General features: G+C 68.8%; 15 protein-coding genes. 11 read left to right on the top strand and 4 right to left on the bottom strand.

What is annotated here, in order from left to right; all coding sequences use genetic code 11:
* Window positions 1-4 precede the first annotated feature (4 nt).
* Both AABF56_RS18590 and AABF56_RS18585 read left to right on the top strand, forming a co-directional pair.
* Window positions 5-349, top strand: coding sequence for a RidA family protein (locus tag AABF56_RS18590; protein WP_023514656.1), 345 nt, complete (start codon window positions 5-7; stop codon window positions 347-349).
* Between the two features lie 26 nt (window positions 350-375).
* Entirely contained in the window at window positions 376-1,389 is a 1,014-nt protein-coding gene (locus AABF56_RS18585; RefSeq protein WP_272807097.1) for a succinylglutamate desuccinylase/aspartoacylase family protein, read from the top strand.
* A gap of 4 nt (window positions 1,390-1,393) precedes the next feature.
* Here the strand turns inward: AABF56_RS18585 and AABF56_RS18580 are convergent, their stop codons facing one another.
* Window positions 1,394-2,578, bottom strand: a complete 1,185-nt coding sequence (locus tag AABF56_RS18580) for a hypothetical protein (protein WP_272807096.1) — start codon at window positions 2,576-2,578, stop codon at window positions 1,394-1,396.
* Between the two features lie 372 nt (window positions 2,579-2,950).
* Between AABF56_RS18580 and purU the strand changes: the two genes are divergently transcribed.
* Window positions 2,951-3,835, top strand: coding sequence for a formyltetrahydrofolate deformylase (purU, locus tag AABF56_RS18575; protein ID WP_263195050.1), 885 nt, complete (start codon window positions 2,951-2,953; stop codon window positions 3,833-3,835).
* 66 nt (window positions 3,836-3,901) lie between these two features.
* Here purU and AABF56_RS18570 read toward each other — a convergent pair whose 3' ends face one another.
* Window positions 3,902-5,101, bottom strand: a complete 1,200-nt coding sequence (locus AABF56_RS18570) for an MFS transporter (protein ID WP_272807095.1) — start codon at window positions 5,099-5,101, stop codon at window positions 3,902-3,904.
* A gap of 111 nt (window positions 5,102-5,212) precedes the next feature.
* Between AABF56_RS18570 and AABF56_RS18565 the strand changes: the two genes are divergently transcribed.
* From AABF56_RS18565 to AABF56_RS18540, 6 genes are all read left to right on the top strand, one after another.
* Entirely contained in the window at window positions 5,213-6,034 is an 822-nt protein-coding gene (locus AABF56_RS18565; RefSeq protein WP_272807094.1) for an AraC family transcriptional regulator, read from the top strand.
* A 127-nt stretch (window positions 6,035-6,161) separates the two neighbouring features.
* Window positions 6,162-6,941: a precorrin-6A synthase (deacetylating) gene (gene cobF, locus AABF56_RS18560; RefSeq protein WP_272807093.1), complete on the top strand. Its 780-nt coding sequence runs from the start codon at window positions 6,162-6,164 to the stop codon at window positions 6,939-6,941.
* Window positions 6,938-8,281: a precorrin-3B synthase gene (cobG, locus tag AABF56_RS18555; protein WP_272807092.1), complete on the top strand. Its 1,344-nt coding sequence runs from the start codon at window positions 6,938-6,940 to the stop codon at window positions 8,279-8,281. The genes cobF and cobG overlap by 4 nt, the downstream gene beginning before the upstream one ends.
* On the top strand, window positions 8,278-8,910 hold the full coding sequence (locus AABF56_RS18550; RefSeq protein WP_272807091.1) for a precorrin-8X methylmutase: 633 nt from the start codon (window positions 8,278-8,280) through the stop codon (window positions 8,908-8,910). The genes cobG and AABF56_RS18550 overlap by 4 nt, the downstream gene beginning before the upstream one ends.
* A 2-nt stretch (window positions 8,911-8,912) precedes the next feature.
* Window positions 8,913-9,650: a precorrin-2 C(20)-methyltransferase gene (locus AABF56_RS18545; RefSeq protein WP_443021135.1), complete on the top strand. Its 738-nt coding sequence runs from the start codon at window positions 8,913-8,915 to the stop codon at window positions 9,648-9,650.
* Window positions 9,647-10,411 (top strand): precorrin-3B C(17)-methyltransferase, encoded by a 765-nt coding sequence (locus AABF56_RS18540; protein ID WP_272807089.1) that lies wholly within the window; start codon window positions 9,647-9,649, stop codon window positions 10,409-10,411. The genes AABF56_RS18545 and AABF56_RS18540 overlap by 4 nt, the downstream gene beginning before the upstream one ends.
* Here the strand turns inward: AABF56_RS18540 and AABF56_RS18535 are convergent.
* Entirely contained in the window at window positions 10,375-11,145 is a 771-nt protein-coding gene (locus AABF56_RS18535; RefSeq protein WP_272807088.1) for a cobalt-precorrin-6A reductase, read from the bottom strand. The genes AABF56_RS18540 and AABF56_RS18535 overlap by 37 nt on opposite strands.
* Here AABF56_RS18535 and cbiE point away from each other — a divergent pair.
* Entirely contained in the window at window positions 11,138-12,400 is a 1,263-nt protein-coding gene (cbiE, locus tag AABF56_RS18530) for a precorrin-6y C5,15-methyltransferase (decarboxylating) subunit CbiE (RefSeq protein ID WP_272807087.1), read from the top strand. The genes AABF56_RS18535 and cbiE overlap by 8 nt on opposite strands.
* Window positions 12,397-13,161: a precorrin-4 C(11)-methyltransferase gene (gene cobM, locus AABF56_RS18525; RefSeq protein WP_272807086.1), complete on the top strand. Its 765-nt coding sequence runs from the start codon at window positions 12,397-12,399 to the stop codon at window positions 13,159-13,161. The genes cbiE and cobM overlap by 4 nt, the downstream gene beginning before the upstream one ends.
* Here the strand turns inward: cobM and AABF56_RS18520 are convergent.
* Complete coding sequence (locus AABF56_RS18520; RefSeq protein ID WP_272807533.1) at window positions 13,158-14,018, bottom strand: LysR substrate-binding domain-containing protein; 861 nt, start codon at window positions 14,016-14,018, stop codon at window positions 13,158-13,160. The two genes, cobM and AABF56_RS18520, sit on opposite strands and share 4 nt — an antisense overlap.
* Window positions 14,019-14,025 lie beyond the last annotated feature (7 nt).

Here is a 14,025-nt window from a genome sequence, read left to right as displayed (position 1 = left end):
CTCCATGATCCAGCGTTACCAGAAGGGTTCGCGCATGAGCCAGGCCGTCAGCTATGGCGGGCTCGTCTATATTGCCGGCCAGGTCGCGGAGAACCGCAAGGCCGGCCTCGAGGACCAGACGCGCGACGTGCTCGGCAAGATCGACGCCCTTTTGAAGGAAGCCGGCACGGATCGCTCGAAACTGCTCGCCGTCAATGTCTTCCTGCCGGCGATCGTCGATTTCGAGGCGATGAACGGCGTCTATGATGCCTGGATCGATCCCGAAAACCCGCCGGCCCGCGCCTGCGTCGAGGCCCGCCTTGCCGATCCGGACCTGCGCGTCGAGATGACCGCCGTCGCCGCGCTCTGACACCCCCGCCCGAACTGGAGCTCCCCATGCACAGCGGCCTCGTCAATCCGATCGATCTTTCCCGGGACGGCCGGCAGGCCGGGCATCTCGCCATCCCCTATTCGATCGACCGCTCGCCCTATTACCAGATCCGCATCCCCATCCTGCGGCTGAAGAACGGCGAGGGACCGAGCCTGTTGCTGATGGCGGGCAATCACGGCGACGAATACGAGGGTGAGCTCCAGCTCGGGCGGCTGATGCGCCGGCTCGACGTGACGAAAATCCGCGGCGCCGTCACCATCCTGCCGATGGCCAACCTGCCGGCGGTGATGGCGGCGCGGCGCTGCTCGCCCTTCGACGGCGGCAATCTCAACCGCGCCTTTCCCGGCGATCCGGCCGGCACGCCGACGGCGCGGCTGGCGCATTTCCTCGGACACGAGCTTTTCCCGCATCACGACGCGGTGCTCGACCTGCATTCGGGCGGCATCTCCATGGCGCATCTGCCCTGCACGCTGATCGAGCGGCAGGCGGATGCCGCGCGCTTTGCGCGCTCGGTCGCGCTGATGCGGGCGATGGGCGCCGCGCATGCCTTCATCGCCGACAACGGGCCGGCGGCGCCGACCTCGATGGGCGCGGCGGGACGCGCCGGCACGATCGGCCTTTCCGGCGAATTCGGCGGCGGCGGCACGGTGACGCCGGAGAGCATGGCGTTCACGGCGGCGGCGATCGACCGGCTGCTCATGGCACTCGGCATTGCGAAAGAGCCGGTGCTGTCGCGAGCCCCTCTCGCGGCGCCGCCGGCGCTGCAGCTCCTGTCGCTGTCGCGGCACAGCCAGGGCATCTATGCGGACCGGCGCGGCTGGTTCGAGCCCGCCGTGCCGCTCGGCGCGACCGTCTCGGCGGGCGATCTTGCCGGCTGGTATCACGATCTCGAACGGCTGGAGCAGCCGGAGGAGGAATTGCAGTTTGCCGAAAGCGGCATCGTCATCTCCCACCGGCTGCATTGCGACAGCCAGGCCGGCGACTGCCTGATCCAGGTCGCCGAGCCGATCGACGGCTGAGCCCTCAGGTGATCGCGCCGACGGCTTCCTTCACCCAGTCGAGGCGCTTTGCCGGAATGAGCCCGTAATTGTAGAAGTTCACGCCGTCGGCGCCGGCCTCGACGGCGGCCTTCGCGCGGGCGGAAAGGATGGCCGGGCCATCGACCTCGGGATAGAAGACGCGCAGCCCCAGCCCCAGGAACTTGCCCGGGCCGAGCATCGCCCGGCCGGTGCGGATGACGTCGCCGACGGCCTCCGGCGCCATGTCGTAGCAGCACAGGATCGCGCCGTCGCAGAGCTTTGCGACAGCCTCGAGGTCGACGCCGCCGAGCCAGCCGTCCTTCAGGTCGATCAGCACGATGCGCGTCGCCGGGTCGGCGGCCGCCTTGATCTCGCCGATCAGGCTCGTCACCGGCTCGGTGCGCCAGGCGAGGAAGGCGTGCAGTTCGGGGTGATCGCGGAAGGCGTCGATGCCGGCGGCGGGGAAATCGGGGAACTGCTTTTCCGGCACCGCACGCTCGCACAGTTCGGCGATGAAGCACGCCACCGTTTCTTGCGCGCCGTCCACCGGTATGCCGGCCTTCCGGGCGCGGGTGGTGCAATGGTCGCAGAAGCAGAGCGACAGGAGGAAGTCGTCCTCGGCATTGAGGCCGACGCCGTCCTTCTCATGGTGGTATTCGTGGGCAAAGCCCATGAAGTTGGGGCTTTCCAGCTCCAGCATGTCCGGCCTGTGGTTCACCGTGATGTCGCGCACCAGCGTCACGACATAGTCGCGCGCCGCCGGGCTGGAGGGGCAGAGATTGTAATGGTTGGCATTGCCGAAGGCGTTGCGGGTCACGTGATCGGGATGCAGCATGCCGAGGCGGGTATTGTGCAGGCAGACCGTCCAGCAGGAGACGGCAAGGCCGGTCGTCGCGCGCGCTTTTGTCAGCGCGTCCAGCATGTCGCCGCGGTCAGTGACGTTTTGCGCCATCAGGGGGCGGATTTCCTTGCCCTGCCACAGCGCTTCGTCCGGCCGGAAATAGACGGTGCCGTCTTCCGGGAAGTAGGCCTTCTGCCGCGGGCTGCGCGGCTGGAGGAAGCGGCCGGCATGGTAGGCGGTCGCAAGGCTCACCGTGTTGAGGCCGGCCCGGCCGGAAAGATCGGCGGCGAACGCCTGCAATCCCTGGTCCTGGATGTCCCAGGGATAGGTCCACATGGAAAGATGCATGGCGTGCTCCCGGCGAATCTGTCCATTTTATAGAACATCTGTCCATAATAGTGTCCAGAAGGATTTTCGATGCGGTGCCGCACGGCTTGCATCGCTGCTTGCATTGCTGAAAGAATCCGCCGGTTGCGTCCATCAGGCCGGATGCTCCGGGCGCTTCCGCCGCGCGCCGGAATGGTCCCGTTGGTATTTTCGACGCACTGAATGTCGCGAACCGGAGGGATTCCTTGCAAGAGCGGGGGTAGCTTCTCGCCATTGCAGGGGCTTGCGCGAAGGCAAGCGGCCTGAAATATGCGCCAAGCCGTCCATGCGGCGTATGAAAGGGGATCCGCCGGTGCCAGCCCTCCGCATCGGCCGAACGCGAGAAACGAACCGATGAAGACCTATGTGCTGACCGTATCGTGCCAATCGACCCGCGGCATTGTCGCCGCGATTACCGGCTACCTCGCCGAGAAGGAGTGCAACATCGTCGACAGTTCGCAGTTCGACGACCAGGAGACGGGCCTGTTCTTCATGCGCCTGACCTTCAAGAGCGAAGGCGGCGCAAGCCAGGACGATATCGACGCGGGCTTTGCGCCGGTCGCCAAGGCCTTCGCCATGGCCTACGAGTTCCACAACAGCGACGAGCGCATGAAGGTGCTGCTGATGGTCTCGCGCTTCGGCCATTGCCTGAACGACCTGCTCTACCGCTGGAAGATCGGCGCGCTGCCGATCGACATCGTCGGCGTCGTCTCGAACCATTTCGATTACCAGAAGGTCATCGTCAACCACGACATCCCCTTCCACCACGTCAAGGTGACGAAGGAGAACAAGCCGCAGGCCGAGGCGCGGCTGATGGAGATCGTCGAGCAGTCGGGCGCCGAGCTGATCGTGCTCGCCCGCTACATGCAGGTGCTGTCGGATGCGGTGTGCAAGAAGATGTCGGGCCGGATCATCAACATCCACCACTCGTTCCTGCCGTCGTTCAAGGGGGCGAACCCGTACAAGCAGGCCTTCGAGCGCGGCGTGAAGCTGATCGGCGCGACGGCGCACTATGTGACGGAGGACCTCGACGAGGGTCCGATCATCGAGCAGGACGTGGCGCGCATCACGCATGCGCAGTCGGCGGACGACTATGTGTCGATCGGCCGGGACGTGGAGAGCCAGGTTCTGGCCCGCGCGGTGCATGCCCATATCCACCACCGCGTCTTCATGAACGGCAACAAGACCATCGTCTTCCCGCCCAGCCCCGGTTCCTATGCCTCCGAGCGCATGGGCTGAGCCGAAAGACGACGAAAGGCCGGCGAAACGCCGGCCTTTTCATATTCGGGAACGTCTGCGATGGCCTCAGTGGCTTGCCGGCAGGCGCGGCAGGAAGATGGTGAGGATGCCGAGCAGCGGCATGTAGGAGCAGACCTGGTAGACGAAGTTGATGCCGTGGCTGTCGGCGAAGATGCCGAGCACCGCCGCGCCGAGGCCGCCCGCCCCGAAGGCGAAGCCGAAGAAGATGCCGGCGATCATGCCGACGCGGCCCGGGATCAGTTCCTGCGCGAAGACGACGATGGCGGAGAAGGCGGAGGAGAAGATCAGCCCGATCAGCACCGTCAGCACGCCCGTCCAGAACAGGTTCGCATAGGGCAGCATCAGGGCGAAGGGGATGACGCCGAGGATCGAGAACCAGATGACGAAGCGCGCGCCGAACCGGTCGCCGATCGGCCCGCCCATGAACACGCCGAGCGCCGAGGCGCCGAGGAAGAGGAACAGCATGAGCTGCGCATCGCGCACGCCAAGGCCGAAATTCTCGATCGTGTAGAAGGTGAAATAGCTCGATATGCTGGCGAGATAGGCGTTCTTCGTCGTCGTCAGCAGCACCAGCACGGCAAGCGCCCAGGCGACGCGGCCGCGCGGCAGCGGCAGCGCGCGGCTGACGGCGGGACGGCCGGCGGCAAGCCGCCGCTCGCCGGCATACCAGTTGCCGACCCAGGTGAGGATGACCATGCCGAGGAGCGCGACCGCCGAGAACCAGGCGACGCTCGTCTGGCCGAAGGGCAACACGATGAAGGCCGCGAGCAGCGGCCCGATCGCCGTGCCGGCATTGCCGCCGACCTGGAACATCGACTGTGCAAGCCCGTGGCGGCCGCCGGAGGCAAGGCGGGCGACGCGCGAGGATTCCGGGTGGAAGATCGCCGAGCCGAGGCCGATCAGGCAGGCGCCGAAGACCAGGACCGGGAAGCTGTGCGCATAGGCGAGCATGATGAGGCCGACGAAGGTGCTGCCCATGCCGACCGGCAGCGAGAAGGGCATCGGCCACCGGTCCGTCACGATGCCGACGGCCGGCTGCAGCAGCGAGGCGGTGACCTGGAAGGCCATGGTCAGAAGGCCGATCTGCACGAAATCGAGCGCGTAGTTTTCCTTCAGCAGCGGATAGAGCGACGTCAGCAGCGACTGCATGATGTCGTTCAGCATGTGGCAGGCGCTGACGGCGACGATGATGGAATAGGTGGTGGTGGCGGCGCTGCGGGGCGCTGCGGGAACGACTGTCGACATGGTGGCCTCGAATGATACGCGCAAATTCCGCGTCATGGCTGCTTCCCATACAGGGATTGCCAGCGGCCTGCTTTCGTGCTGAGGTCCATTTCTTACGCGAGTGGGCCAAAGATGGAAAAACTGACCGATGCGCGCCGCAAGGCGCTCGATGACGACCACATCCGCAACCTTTCCCGCATGGAACAGGCGAATACGGATGTCCTGATCCACAGTTCGGAGATTCCGGGCGGTTATACGGTGCCGCCGCACCGCCATCGCCGCACGCAGTTCCTGTGCGTCTTCGCCGGCGTGGTGCTGGTGGGGACGGAGCGCGGGCGCTGGATGATTCCGCCCGGCCATGCGCTGCTCATTCCGCGCGGTCTCGAACATTCCGTCGAGATGCTCAGCGATGTCAGCATGCGCTCGGTCTATATCTATTCGCCGGAAGGCCGGGCCGCCTCGTTGGTTCCCACCGTGCTGGAGGTCACCGACCTTGCCCGCCAGCTCATCACGGAAACCGTCCGGCAGGATGACCTGGCGGAGGACCGCGGGCGCAGCGAACTCGTCATGGCGCTGCTGCTCGACGAGATCGGCCGCCTGCCGGAGCGCCGGCTCGGCCTGCCCTTTCCGGCAAGCGGCCGGCTGGCCGAACTCTGCCGGGATTTCGTCGAACAGCCCTCGCCGGTGGCCAAGATCGACGATTGGGCACGGCGCTTGAACATGAGCCGGCGCACCTTCACGCGCTTCTTCCGGCAGGAGACGGGCGTCAGCTTCGTCACCTGGCGCCAGCAGGCCTGTCTTTTCGCCTGCCTGCCGCGCCTTGCCGCCGGCGAGCCGGTGACGCGCGTGGCGCTCGATGCCGGTTATGAGAGCGTGCCGGCCTTCACCACCATGTTCAAGCGCATGCTGGGGGCCTCGCCGCGCGCCTATCTGACCAGCCGCGCGGCCGCCTGAGTCTCAAAAAGACCGGCAAAGGACGCGATCCGGGGACTGTTTTCCGCCGGCTTTTGGGATTAGGAAGAGGTGCGGGACCCAATTCGGGCCGCGAACCGGGAGCGCGGGGTCGCACGGGAGACGGACTTTGAGAAAGATACTGGTCATCGGGATCGGCGCGGGCAATCCCGAGCACATGACCGTTCAGGCGGTGGGTGCGCTGAACCGGGCGGATGTGCTGCTCATTCCGACGAAGGGCGACGAAAAGGCCTTTCTGGCCGATGCGCGCCGCGAGATCTGCGACCGGTTCCTTGAGAATGCGCGCTGCCGCATCCTCGACTATGCCGTGCCGGTGCGCCGCGCCGACGGCAGCTACGAGGACGGCGTCAACGACTGGCACCGCGCCATCGCCGCCATCTACGAACGCACCCTTCTTGACGACGTCGGCGAGGACGAGACGCTCGGCCTGCTCGTCTGGGGCGATCCGATGCTCTATGACAGCACATTGCGCATCGTCGATCATGTGCGCGCCGCCGGCCGCGTCGCCTTCGAGATCGAGGTCATTCCCGGCATCAGCAGCGTCCAGGCGCTTTGCGCCGGCCATGCCATCACGCTCAACCGCATCGGCCTGCCCGTCGAGATCACCACCGGCCGCCGCCTCGCGGAGGCCTGGCCGGGCGCCGCGCGCGATGCACTCGTCATGCTCGACGGCGTCGAGGCCTTCCGCACGGTGGAGGATCCGGAGGCGGACATCTGGTGGGGCGCCTATCTCGGCACGCCGCACGAGATCCTGCTGTCCGGCCGGCTTGCCGATATCGCCGACACCATCAGCGAGACCCGCCGCAAGGCGCGCGCGGCGCACGGCTGGATCATGGACACCTACCTGATCCGCCGCCCAGCACCCGAGGCGGAGGAGGGCGCGGCATGACGGCGACCTCAGCGATACTTCCGGGCGAAGCCGGTGCGTTGCGGCGCGGCGCCTGCCCCTCCATCGCCGCCCCGATGCGGACCGGCGACGGCCTTCTGGTGCGCCTGCGCCCCGTCGCGACGGCCCTGACGGCACAAGACCTCCTTGCCCTTGCCGATCTGGCGCGGGCGCACGGCAACGGCCTCATCGAGATCACCGCGCGCGGCAATCTCCAGCTTCGCGGCCTTACCGAAGCCTCCGTTCCGCATCTTGCCGCCGGCCTTGCCGCGGCCGGCATTACCCCGCAGACAGGCGTTGCCATCGAGGTGCCACCGCTCGCCGGCATCGACCCGGCCGAGCTTGCCGACGCCGCGCCGCTTGCCGATGCGCTGCGCGCAGCCCTTGCAGATGCCGCCCTGGCGCCCAAGCTTGCTATCGTCGTCGATGGCGGGGGCGTGCTTTCCCTTGCCGACATGGTCGCCGATATCCGCCTCGACGCCGTCGCCGGCGCACAGGGCCTTGCCTGGCGGCTTTCCGTCGGTGGTGATCGCGCCACGGCGATGGCCGTTGCGCTGCTGCCCGGCGAAAGGGCCGTCGAAGGCGTGATGACGGTCGCCGCCGCCCTTGCCGCCACCGGGCCGGCGGCGCGGGGACGGGATCTCGATCCGGCGCTGCTGGCGGCCGCGCTCCGTGCGGATCCGGTACCGCCGCTTTCCGCCGCTTCACCCGTCCATCCGCTCGGCGCGCACCGGATCGGCGCCGAAACGGTGCTGGGGCTCGCCCCGGCCTATGGCCAGATCCATGCCGACCGGCTTGCCGCGCTGGTGCGCGCGCTTGCCGGCTGCGGCGCGACGGAATTCCGCCTTGCGCCGCACCACACGCTGCTGGTGCGTGGGCTCCGTGCGGAAGCGCTTGCCGCCGCGCAGGCCTGTGCGATGCGGGAGCGCGTCTGGAGCACGCAGGATGCGCCCGGGCGGGCCGTCTCCGTCTGTGCCGGTGCCGCCGGCTGCGCCGCGGCCAGCTTCGATACCCATGCCGTCGCCGATGCCCTCGTGGCGGAGGCGGGCGATCTCCTGGACGGCTCCTTCGACGTGCATGTCTCCGGTTGCCCGAAGGGCTGCGCCCATCCGGCCGCCGCCGCCGTCACGCTGTGCGGCACCGCCGCCGGTGTCGGCCTTATTCTTGATGGACGCGCGGGCGATGCCGCCGCGGCGATCCTGCCCGCCGATGCGCTGCGGCCCGCTCTCACCCGTCTCGGCGCCCTCCTGCGCGCGCGTCGTGCGGAAGGCGAGACGGCCGGAAACCTCATCGACCGCACCACGCCCGCCCTTCTTGCTTCCGCTTATCAAGGCCAACAATGACCGATTACGACTACATCAAGGATGGCACGGCCATCTATGAGAAATCCTTCGCGATCATCCGCGCGGAAGCCGATCTTTCGCGCTTTTCCGAAGAGGAGTCGGATGTCGCCGTGCGCATGGTCCATGCCGCCGGCCTCGTCGAGGCGGCGCCGCATTTCGTCTTCGCGCCCGGTTTCGTCGCGGCGGCGCGCGGTGCGCTCCAGGCCGGTGCGCCGATCTTCTGCGATGCCGAGATGGTCGCGCGCGGCGTGACGGCAGCGCGCCTGCCGGCCGGCAACGACGTGCTCTGCATGCTGCGCGATCCGCGCACGCCCGACATTGCCCGGGACATCGGCAATACGCGCTCGGCCGCGGCCATCCGCCTCTGGCTCGATCGCCTCGCCGGCTCCGTCGTCGCCATCGGCAATGCACCGACGGCGCTGTTCTACCTGCTCGAACTCCTGCGGGATGGCGCGCCGAAACCGGCGGCGATCCTCGGCATGCCGGTCGGCTTCGTCGGCGCCGCGGAATCCAAGGATGCGCTCGCCGAGAATTCCTATGGCGTGCCCTTCGCCATCGTGCGCGGCCGCCTGGGCGGCAGCGCCATGACGGCAGCGGCGCTCAATTCGCTGGCGAGGCCGGGACTGTGAACATGGTGGCGAGGGTGACGGGACGACTTTACGGCGTGGGCACGGGACCGGGCGATCCGGAACTCCTGACCCTGAAGGCGGTGCGGGCGATCGGCGAGGCGGATGTGCTCGCCTATTTCGCCAAGGCCGGCCGCGGGGGCAATGGGCGGGCGATCGTCGAGGGCCTGTTGAAGCCCGGCATGGCGGAGCTGCCGCTCTACTATCCGGTGACGACGGAAATCGACAAGGACCACGACGACTACAAGCGCCAGATCACTGCCTTCTACGACGCCTCGGCCGCCGCCGTCGCGCAGCACCTTGCCGCCGGCCGCACGGTCGCCATCCTCTCGGAAGGCGATCCGATGTTCTACGGCTCCTACATGCACCTGCATGTGCGGCTCGCCGACCGTTTCCCGACCGAGGTCATTCCCGGCATCACGGCCATGTCCGGCTGCTGGTCGCTGTCGGGGCTGCCGATCGTGCAGGGCGACGACGTGCTCTCCGTGCTGCCGGGCACGATGGGCGAGGCGGAACTGTCACGCCGCCTCGTCGACACCGAGGCCGCCGTCATCATGAAGGTCGGCCGCAACCTGCCGAAGATCCGCCGGGCGCTGGCAAGCGCCGGGCGGCTCGGCGAGGCGATCTATGTCGAGCGCGGCACCATGCCGACGAGCCGGTCCATGCGGCTTTCCGAGAAGCTCGACGACACCGCGCCCTATTTCTCGCTGGTCCTCGTGCCGGGCTGGAGCAGCCGCGCATGACCGGCCGGCTTTTCGTGATCGGCACCGGGCCGGGCAATCCGGACCAGATGACGCCGCAAGCACGGCAGGCGGTCGAGGCCGCGCGCGAATTCTTCGGCTATTTCCCCTATATCGACCGGCTGAACCTCCGGCCGGACCAGATCAAGGTCGCCTCCGACAACCGCGAGGAACTGAACCGGGCCGAGGCTGCGCTGAGACGGGCGGCCGAGGGTGTCGATGTCTGCGTCGTCTCGGGCGGCGATCCCGGCGTCTTCGCCATGGCGGCCGCCGTCTGCGAGGCGATCGATGCGGGGCCGGACGAATGGAAGAGGGTGGATCTCACCATCGTGCCCGGCGTCACCGCCATGCTGGCGGTCGCCGCGCGCATCGGCGCGCCGCTTGGTCACGATTTCTGCGCCATCTCGCTGTCCGACAACCTGAAACCCTGGGAGGTCATCGAGACGCGGCTGCGCCTCGTGTCCGGGGCCGGCCTCGTGATCGCGCTCTACAACCCGATCAGCAAGGCGCGCCCCTGGCAGCTCGGCCGGGCCTTCGAGATCCTGCGCGAGACGCTGCCGGCCGCAACACCCGTCGTCTTCGGCCGCGCCGCGGGCCGGCCGGACGAGCGCATGCTGGTCATGCCGCTCGGCGAGGCCGAGGCGGAGCGTGCCGACATGGCGACCTGCGTCGTCATCGGCTCGCCGGCAACGCGCGTCATTTCCCGCCCGGGCCTGCCGGACCTCGTCTATACGCCGCGCTTCCTCGAAGAGCCGACGAGATGATCGGCGAGCCGCACCGCATCCTCGACGGTTCCCGCGTGGTGGCTATCGCGCGCTTCCGCCCGCTCGACCAGAACGACGGGCAGGCCGAGAATGCGCGCGGCGACGATCTTGCCATAGGTGGCGTCGCCGCCGGAATTCTTGCTGACGACGACATCGATGCGATGGTCGCGCAGAAGTTCGACCTCCGCTTCCACGGCAAACGGGCCGCGGGCGAGCAGGTAGGCGACGTCGGGGGCGGCAAGCGGCGGATCGACGGGATCGACGCTGCGCACGAGATAGTGGTGCTGCGGCGCGGCATCGAAGGCCTTCGCCTCCTGGCGGCCGATGGCGAGGAACACGCGACGCGGTGCTTCGCCGAGCGCGCTGACCGCCTCGGCCATCGTGGCGACGCACGTCCAGCGGTCGCCCTCCACCGCATCCCAGCCGCGCCGCTCCAGCCGCAGCAGCGGGATGCCGGTCGCCGCGCTGGCGGCGCGGGCATTGGCGGAGATCTGCCGGGCGAAGGGATGCGTCGCGTCGATCAGGAGATCGATGGAATTCTCGCAAAGATAGGCCGAAAGTCCCTCGACGCCGCCGAAGCCGCCGGTACGGACGGGCACGGGCTGCGGCACGGGATCGAGCGTGCGGCCGGCGAGCGACAGCGTGACGGCAAGATCGGCCCTGCCGGCGAGCGCACCGGCAAGGTCGCGCGCCTCCGCCGTGCCGCCCAAGATGAGGATGCGTCGCTTGTCCACGCCTGATCAGCCCCTTTCGACAGCCGCTCCCTGGCTTTCCATCGTCGGGATCGGCGAAGACGGTCTAGCCGGTCTCGGCGATGAGGCCAAGGCCGCGATCGGCCGCGCCGAAATCGTCTTCGGCGGCGCGCGGCACCTGGAGCTAGCCGACGCGGCGATCCGCGGCGTGCGCCACGGCTGGCTCAGCCCCTTCGAACGCTCGGTGGAGGCGGTTCTGGCCGCGCGGGGCCGGCCCGTCGCCGTGCTCGCCTCGGGCGATCCGTTCTTCTACGGCGTCGGCGTCACGCTTTCCCGGCGCATCGCGCGGGCGGAGATGCGCGTCTTCCCGGCGCCCTCCGCCTTCAGCCTTACCGCATCGCGCATGGGCTGGGCCCTGCAGGACACGGTCTGCGTTTCGCTGCACGGCCGTCCCGTCGATCTCATCCGCCCGTACCTCCACCCCGGCTGCCGCATCCTGGCGCTGACCTCGGACAGCGACGGGCCGGCGGTGCTTGCCGCCCTGCTGACGGAAAGCGGTTTTGGCGGCTCGGCGCTGACCGTGCTGGAAGCGCTCGGCGGCGCGCGGGAGCGGGTGAGCCACCATCAGGCCGGCCGGTTCGCCCTCGACGGAGCTGACATGCTGAATGTCTGCGCGGTGGAGGTTGTCGCCGGAGATGGCGCGCGGGTGCTCGCCTGCACGCCGGGCCTCGACGACGGACTGTTCGAGCATGACGGCCAGATCACCAAGCGCGAGGTGCGTGCGCTGACGCTCTCCGCACTTGCGCCGCGCCGCGGCGAGCTTCTCTGGGATATCGGCGCTGGCTCGGGCTCGATCGGCATCGAATGGATGCTGGCCGATCCGTCGCTCCGGGCCATCGCCATCGAGGGCCATGCGGAGCGGGCCGCCCGCATCCGCCGCAATGCCGGGCGCTTCGGCGTGCCGGGCCTTGCCGTGGTCGAGGGGGCGGCGCCGGAGGCGCTTGCGGGACTTGCCGCGCCGGACGCGATCTTCATCGGCGGCGGCGGCAGCGAGGCGGGCGTCATGCCGGCGGCGATCGGCGGCCTGAAGCCGGGCGGCCGACTTGTCGCCAATGCGGTGACGACGGAAATGGAAGCCGTGCTCCTCGCCCAGCATGCCCGGCTCGGCGGTTCGCTGATCCGGATCGACATCGCGCGCGCATCGCCCGTCGGGCAGATGACGGGCTGGCGGCCGGCCATGCCGGTCACGCAGTGGACGTGGGCGAAGCCGGCGCAACCTATCGAGGACGAGGAATGACCGTTCACTTCATCGGCGCCGGCCCCGGCGCTGCCGATCTCATCACCGTGCGCGGCCGCGATCTCATCGGCGCCTGCCCGGTCTGCCTCTATGCCGGTTCCATCGTGTCGCCGGAGCTCCTGCAATATTGCCCGCCGGGCGCGCGCATCGTCGATACGGCGCCGATGTCGCTCGACGAGATCGAGGCGGAATATCTGCGCGCCGCGGCGGCGGGCGAGGATGTGGCGCGGCTGCATTCCGGCGATCTCTCGGTCTGGAGCGCCGTCGCCGAGCAGATCCGCCGGCTGGAAAAGCACGGGCTCGCCTATACGCTGACGCCGGGCGTGCCCTCCTTTGCCGCTGCCGCCGCCGCGCTCGGCCGCGAGCTCACCATTCCCGCCGTCGCGCAGAGCCTCGTGCTCACCCGGGTCTCCGGCCGCGCCTCGCCGATGCCGAACCGCGAGACGCTTGAGAATTTCGGCGCGACGGGGGCGACGCTGGCGATCCATCTTGCCATCCACGCGCTGGACAAGGTCGTCCTGGACCTGACGCCGCTCTATGGCGCGGATTGCCCGGTGGCGATCGTGGTCAAGGCCTCCTGGCCCGATGAGCGCGTGGTGCGCGGCACGCTGGCCGATATCGTGGCGAAGGTCGCCGAGGAGCCGATCGAGCGCACGGCGCTGATCTTCGTCGGCCGCTCGCTTGGCGCGGAGGATTTTTGCGAAAGCTCGCTCTATGACCCCGCCTACCAGCGCCGGTTCCGGGGACGCGACGGGCTTTAGGCCAATAGGGCTTCGAAGGCGAGCGAGGCCCTTGAGCGGTAGCGCTCCTTGTGGCGGAGCAGGCGGAAGGCGCGTTCCGGCAGGTCGAAGGCGATGCGGGCCATGCGGCCGGCGGCAAGGTCGTCCTCCACGACGAATTCGGAGACCGCCGTCAGCGCCTGGCCGGCGAGCACGGCGCTGCGCACGGCTTCGTTGGAAGGCAGGGAGAGCGCGATGTCGAGTGCCTCCTCGGGCAACGCCGCCGTCAGGGCGCGCCGCGTGCCCGAGCCCGGCTCGCGCAGCACCCAGCGGGCGGCGGCCAGATCCTCCGCATCGATGCCGGGCTTGCCGGCGAGCGGATGGTCCGATGGCGCGACGATGACCACCCGGTCGCGCGCAATGATGCGCTGGGCGAGGGCAGGGTGGTCGATTTCGCCTTCGACGAAACCGAGCTCCGCCCGTCCGTCGAGAACCGCCTCGGCAGCCTCATCGGTATTGCCGCCGGTCAGGCGGATATCGATCGCCGGATAGGCGTCGCGGAAATGCATGAGACGCGGCGGCAGCCAGTAGCCGGCGACGGTCTGGCTGGCGGCGAGCGTCAGCGTGCCGCGTTTCAGGCCGCCGATCTCGGTGAGGAAGAGGTCCGCACTGCCCGCCCGTGCCAGCGTCGCCCGCGCCTCCGGCAGGAAGGCCTCACCCGTCTCGGTCAGCTCGATCCGCCGCCCCGTGCGGTGGAACAGCGCGATGCCGTAGCGCTCCTCCAGCACGCGGATCGCCGAGCTGACGGCCGAGGGGGTGAGGTTCAGCGCGTCGGCGGCCTTCGTCAGGTGCTCCCGTTCCGCCACGGCGACGAAGATCCGGAGCTGTTCCAGCGTCATCATCTGT

The organism is Shinella sp. WSC3-e (assembly GCF_945994535.1).
In the GTDB taxonomy this organism is placed as follows: Bacteria; Pseudomonadota; Alphaproteobacteria; order Rhizobiales; family Rhizobiaceae; genus Shinella; species Shinella yambaruensis.
This window is presented reverse-complemented; position numbering and strand designations above follow the sequence as displayed.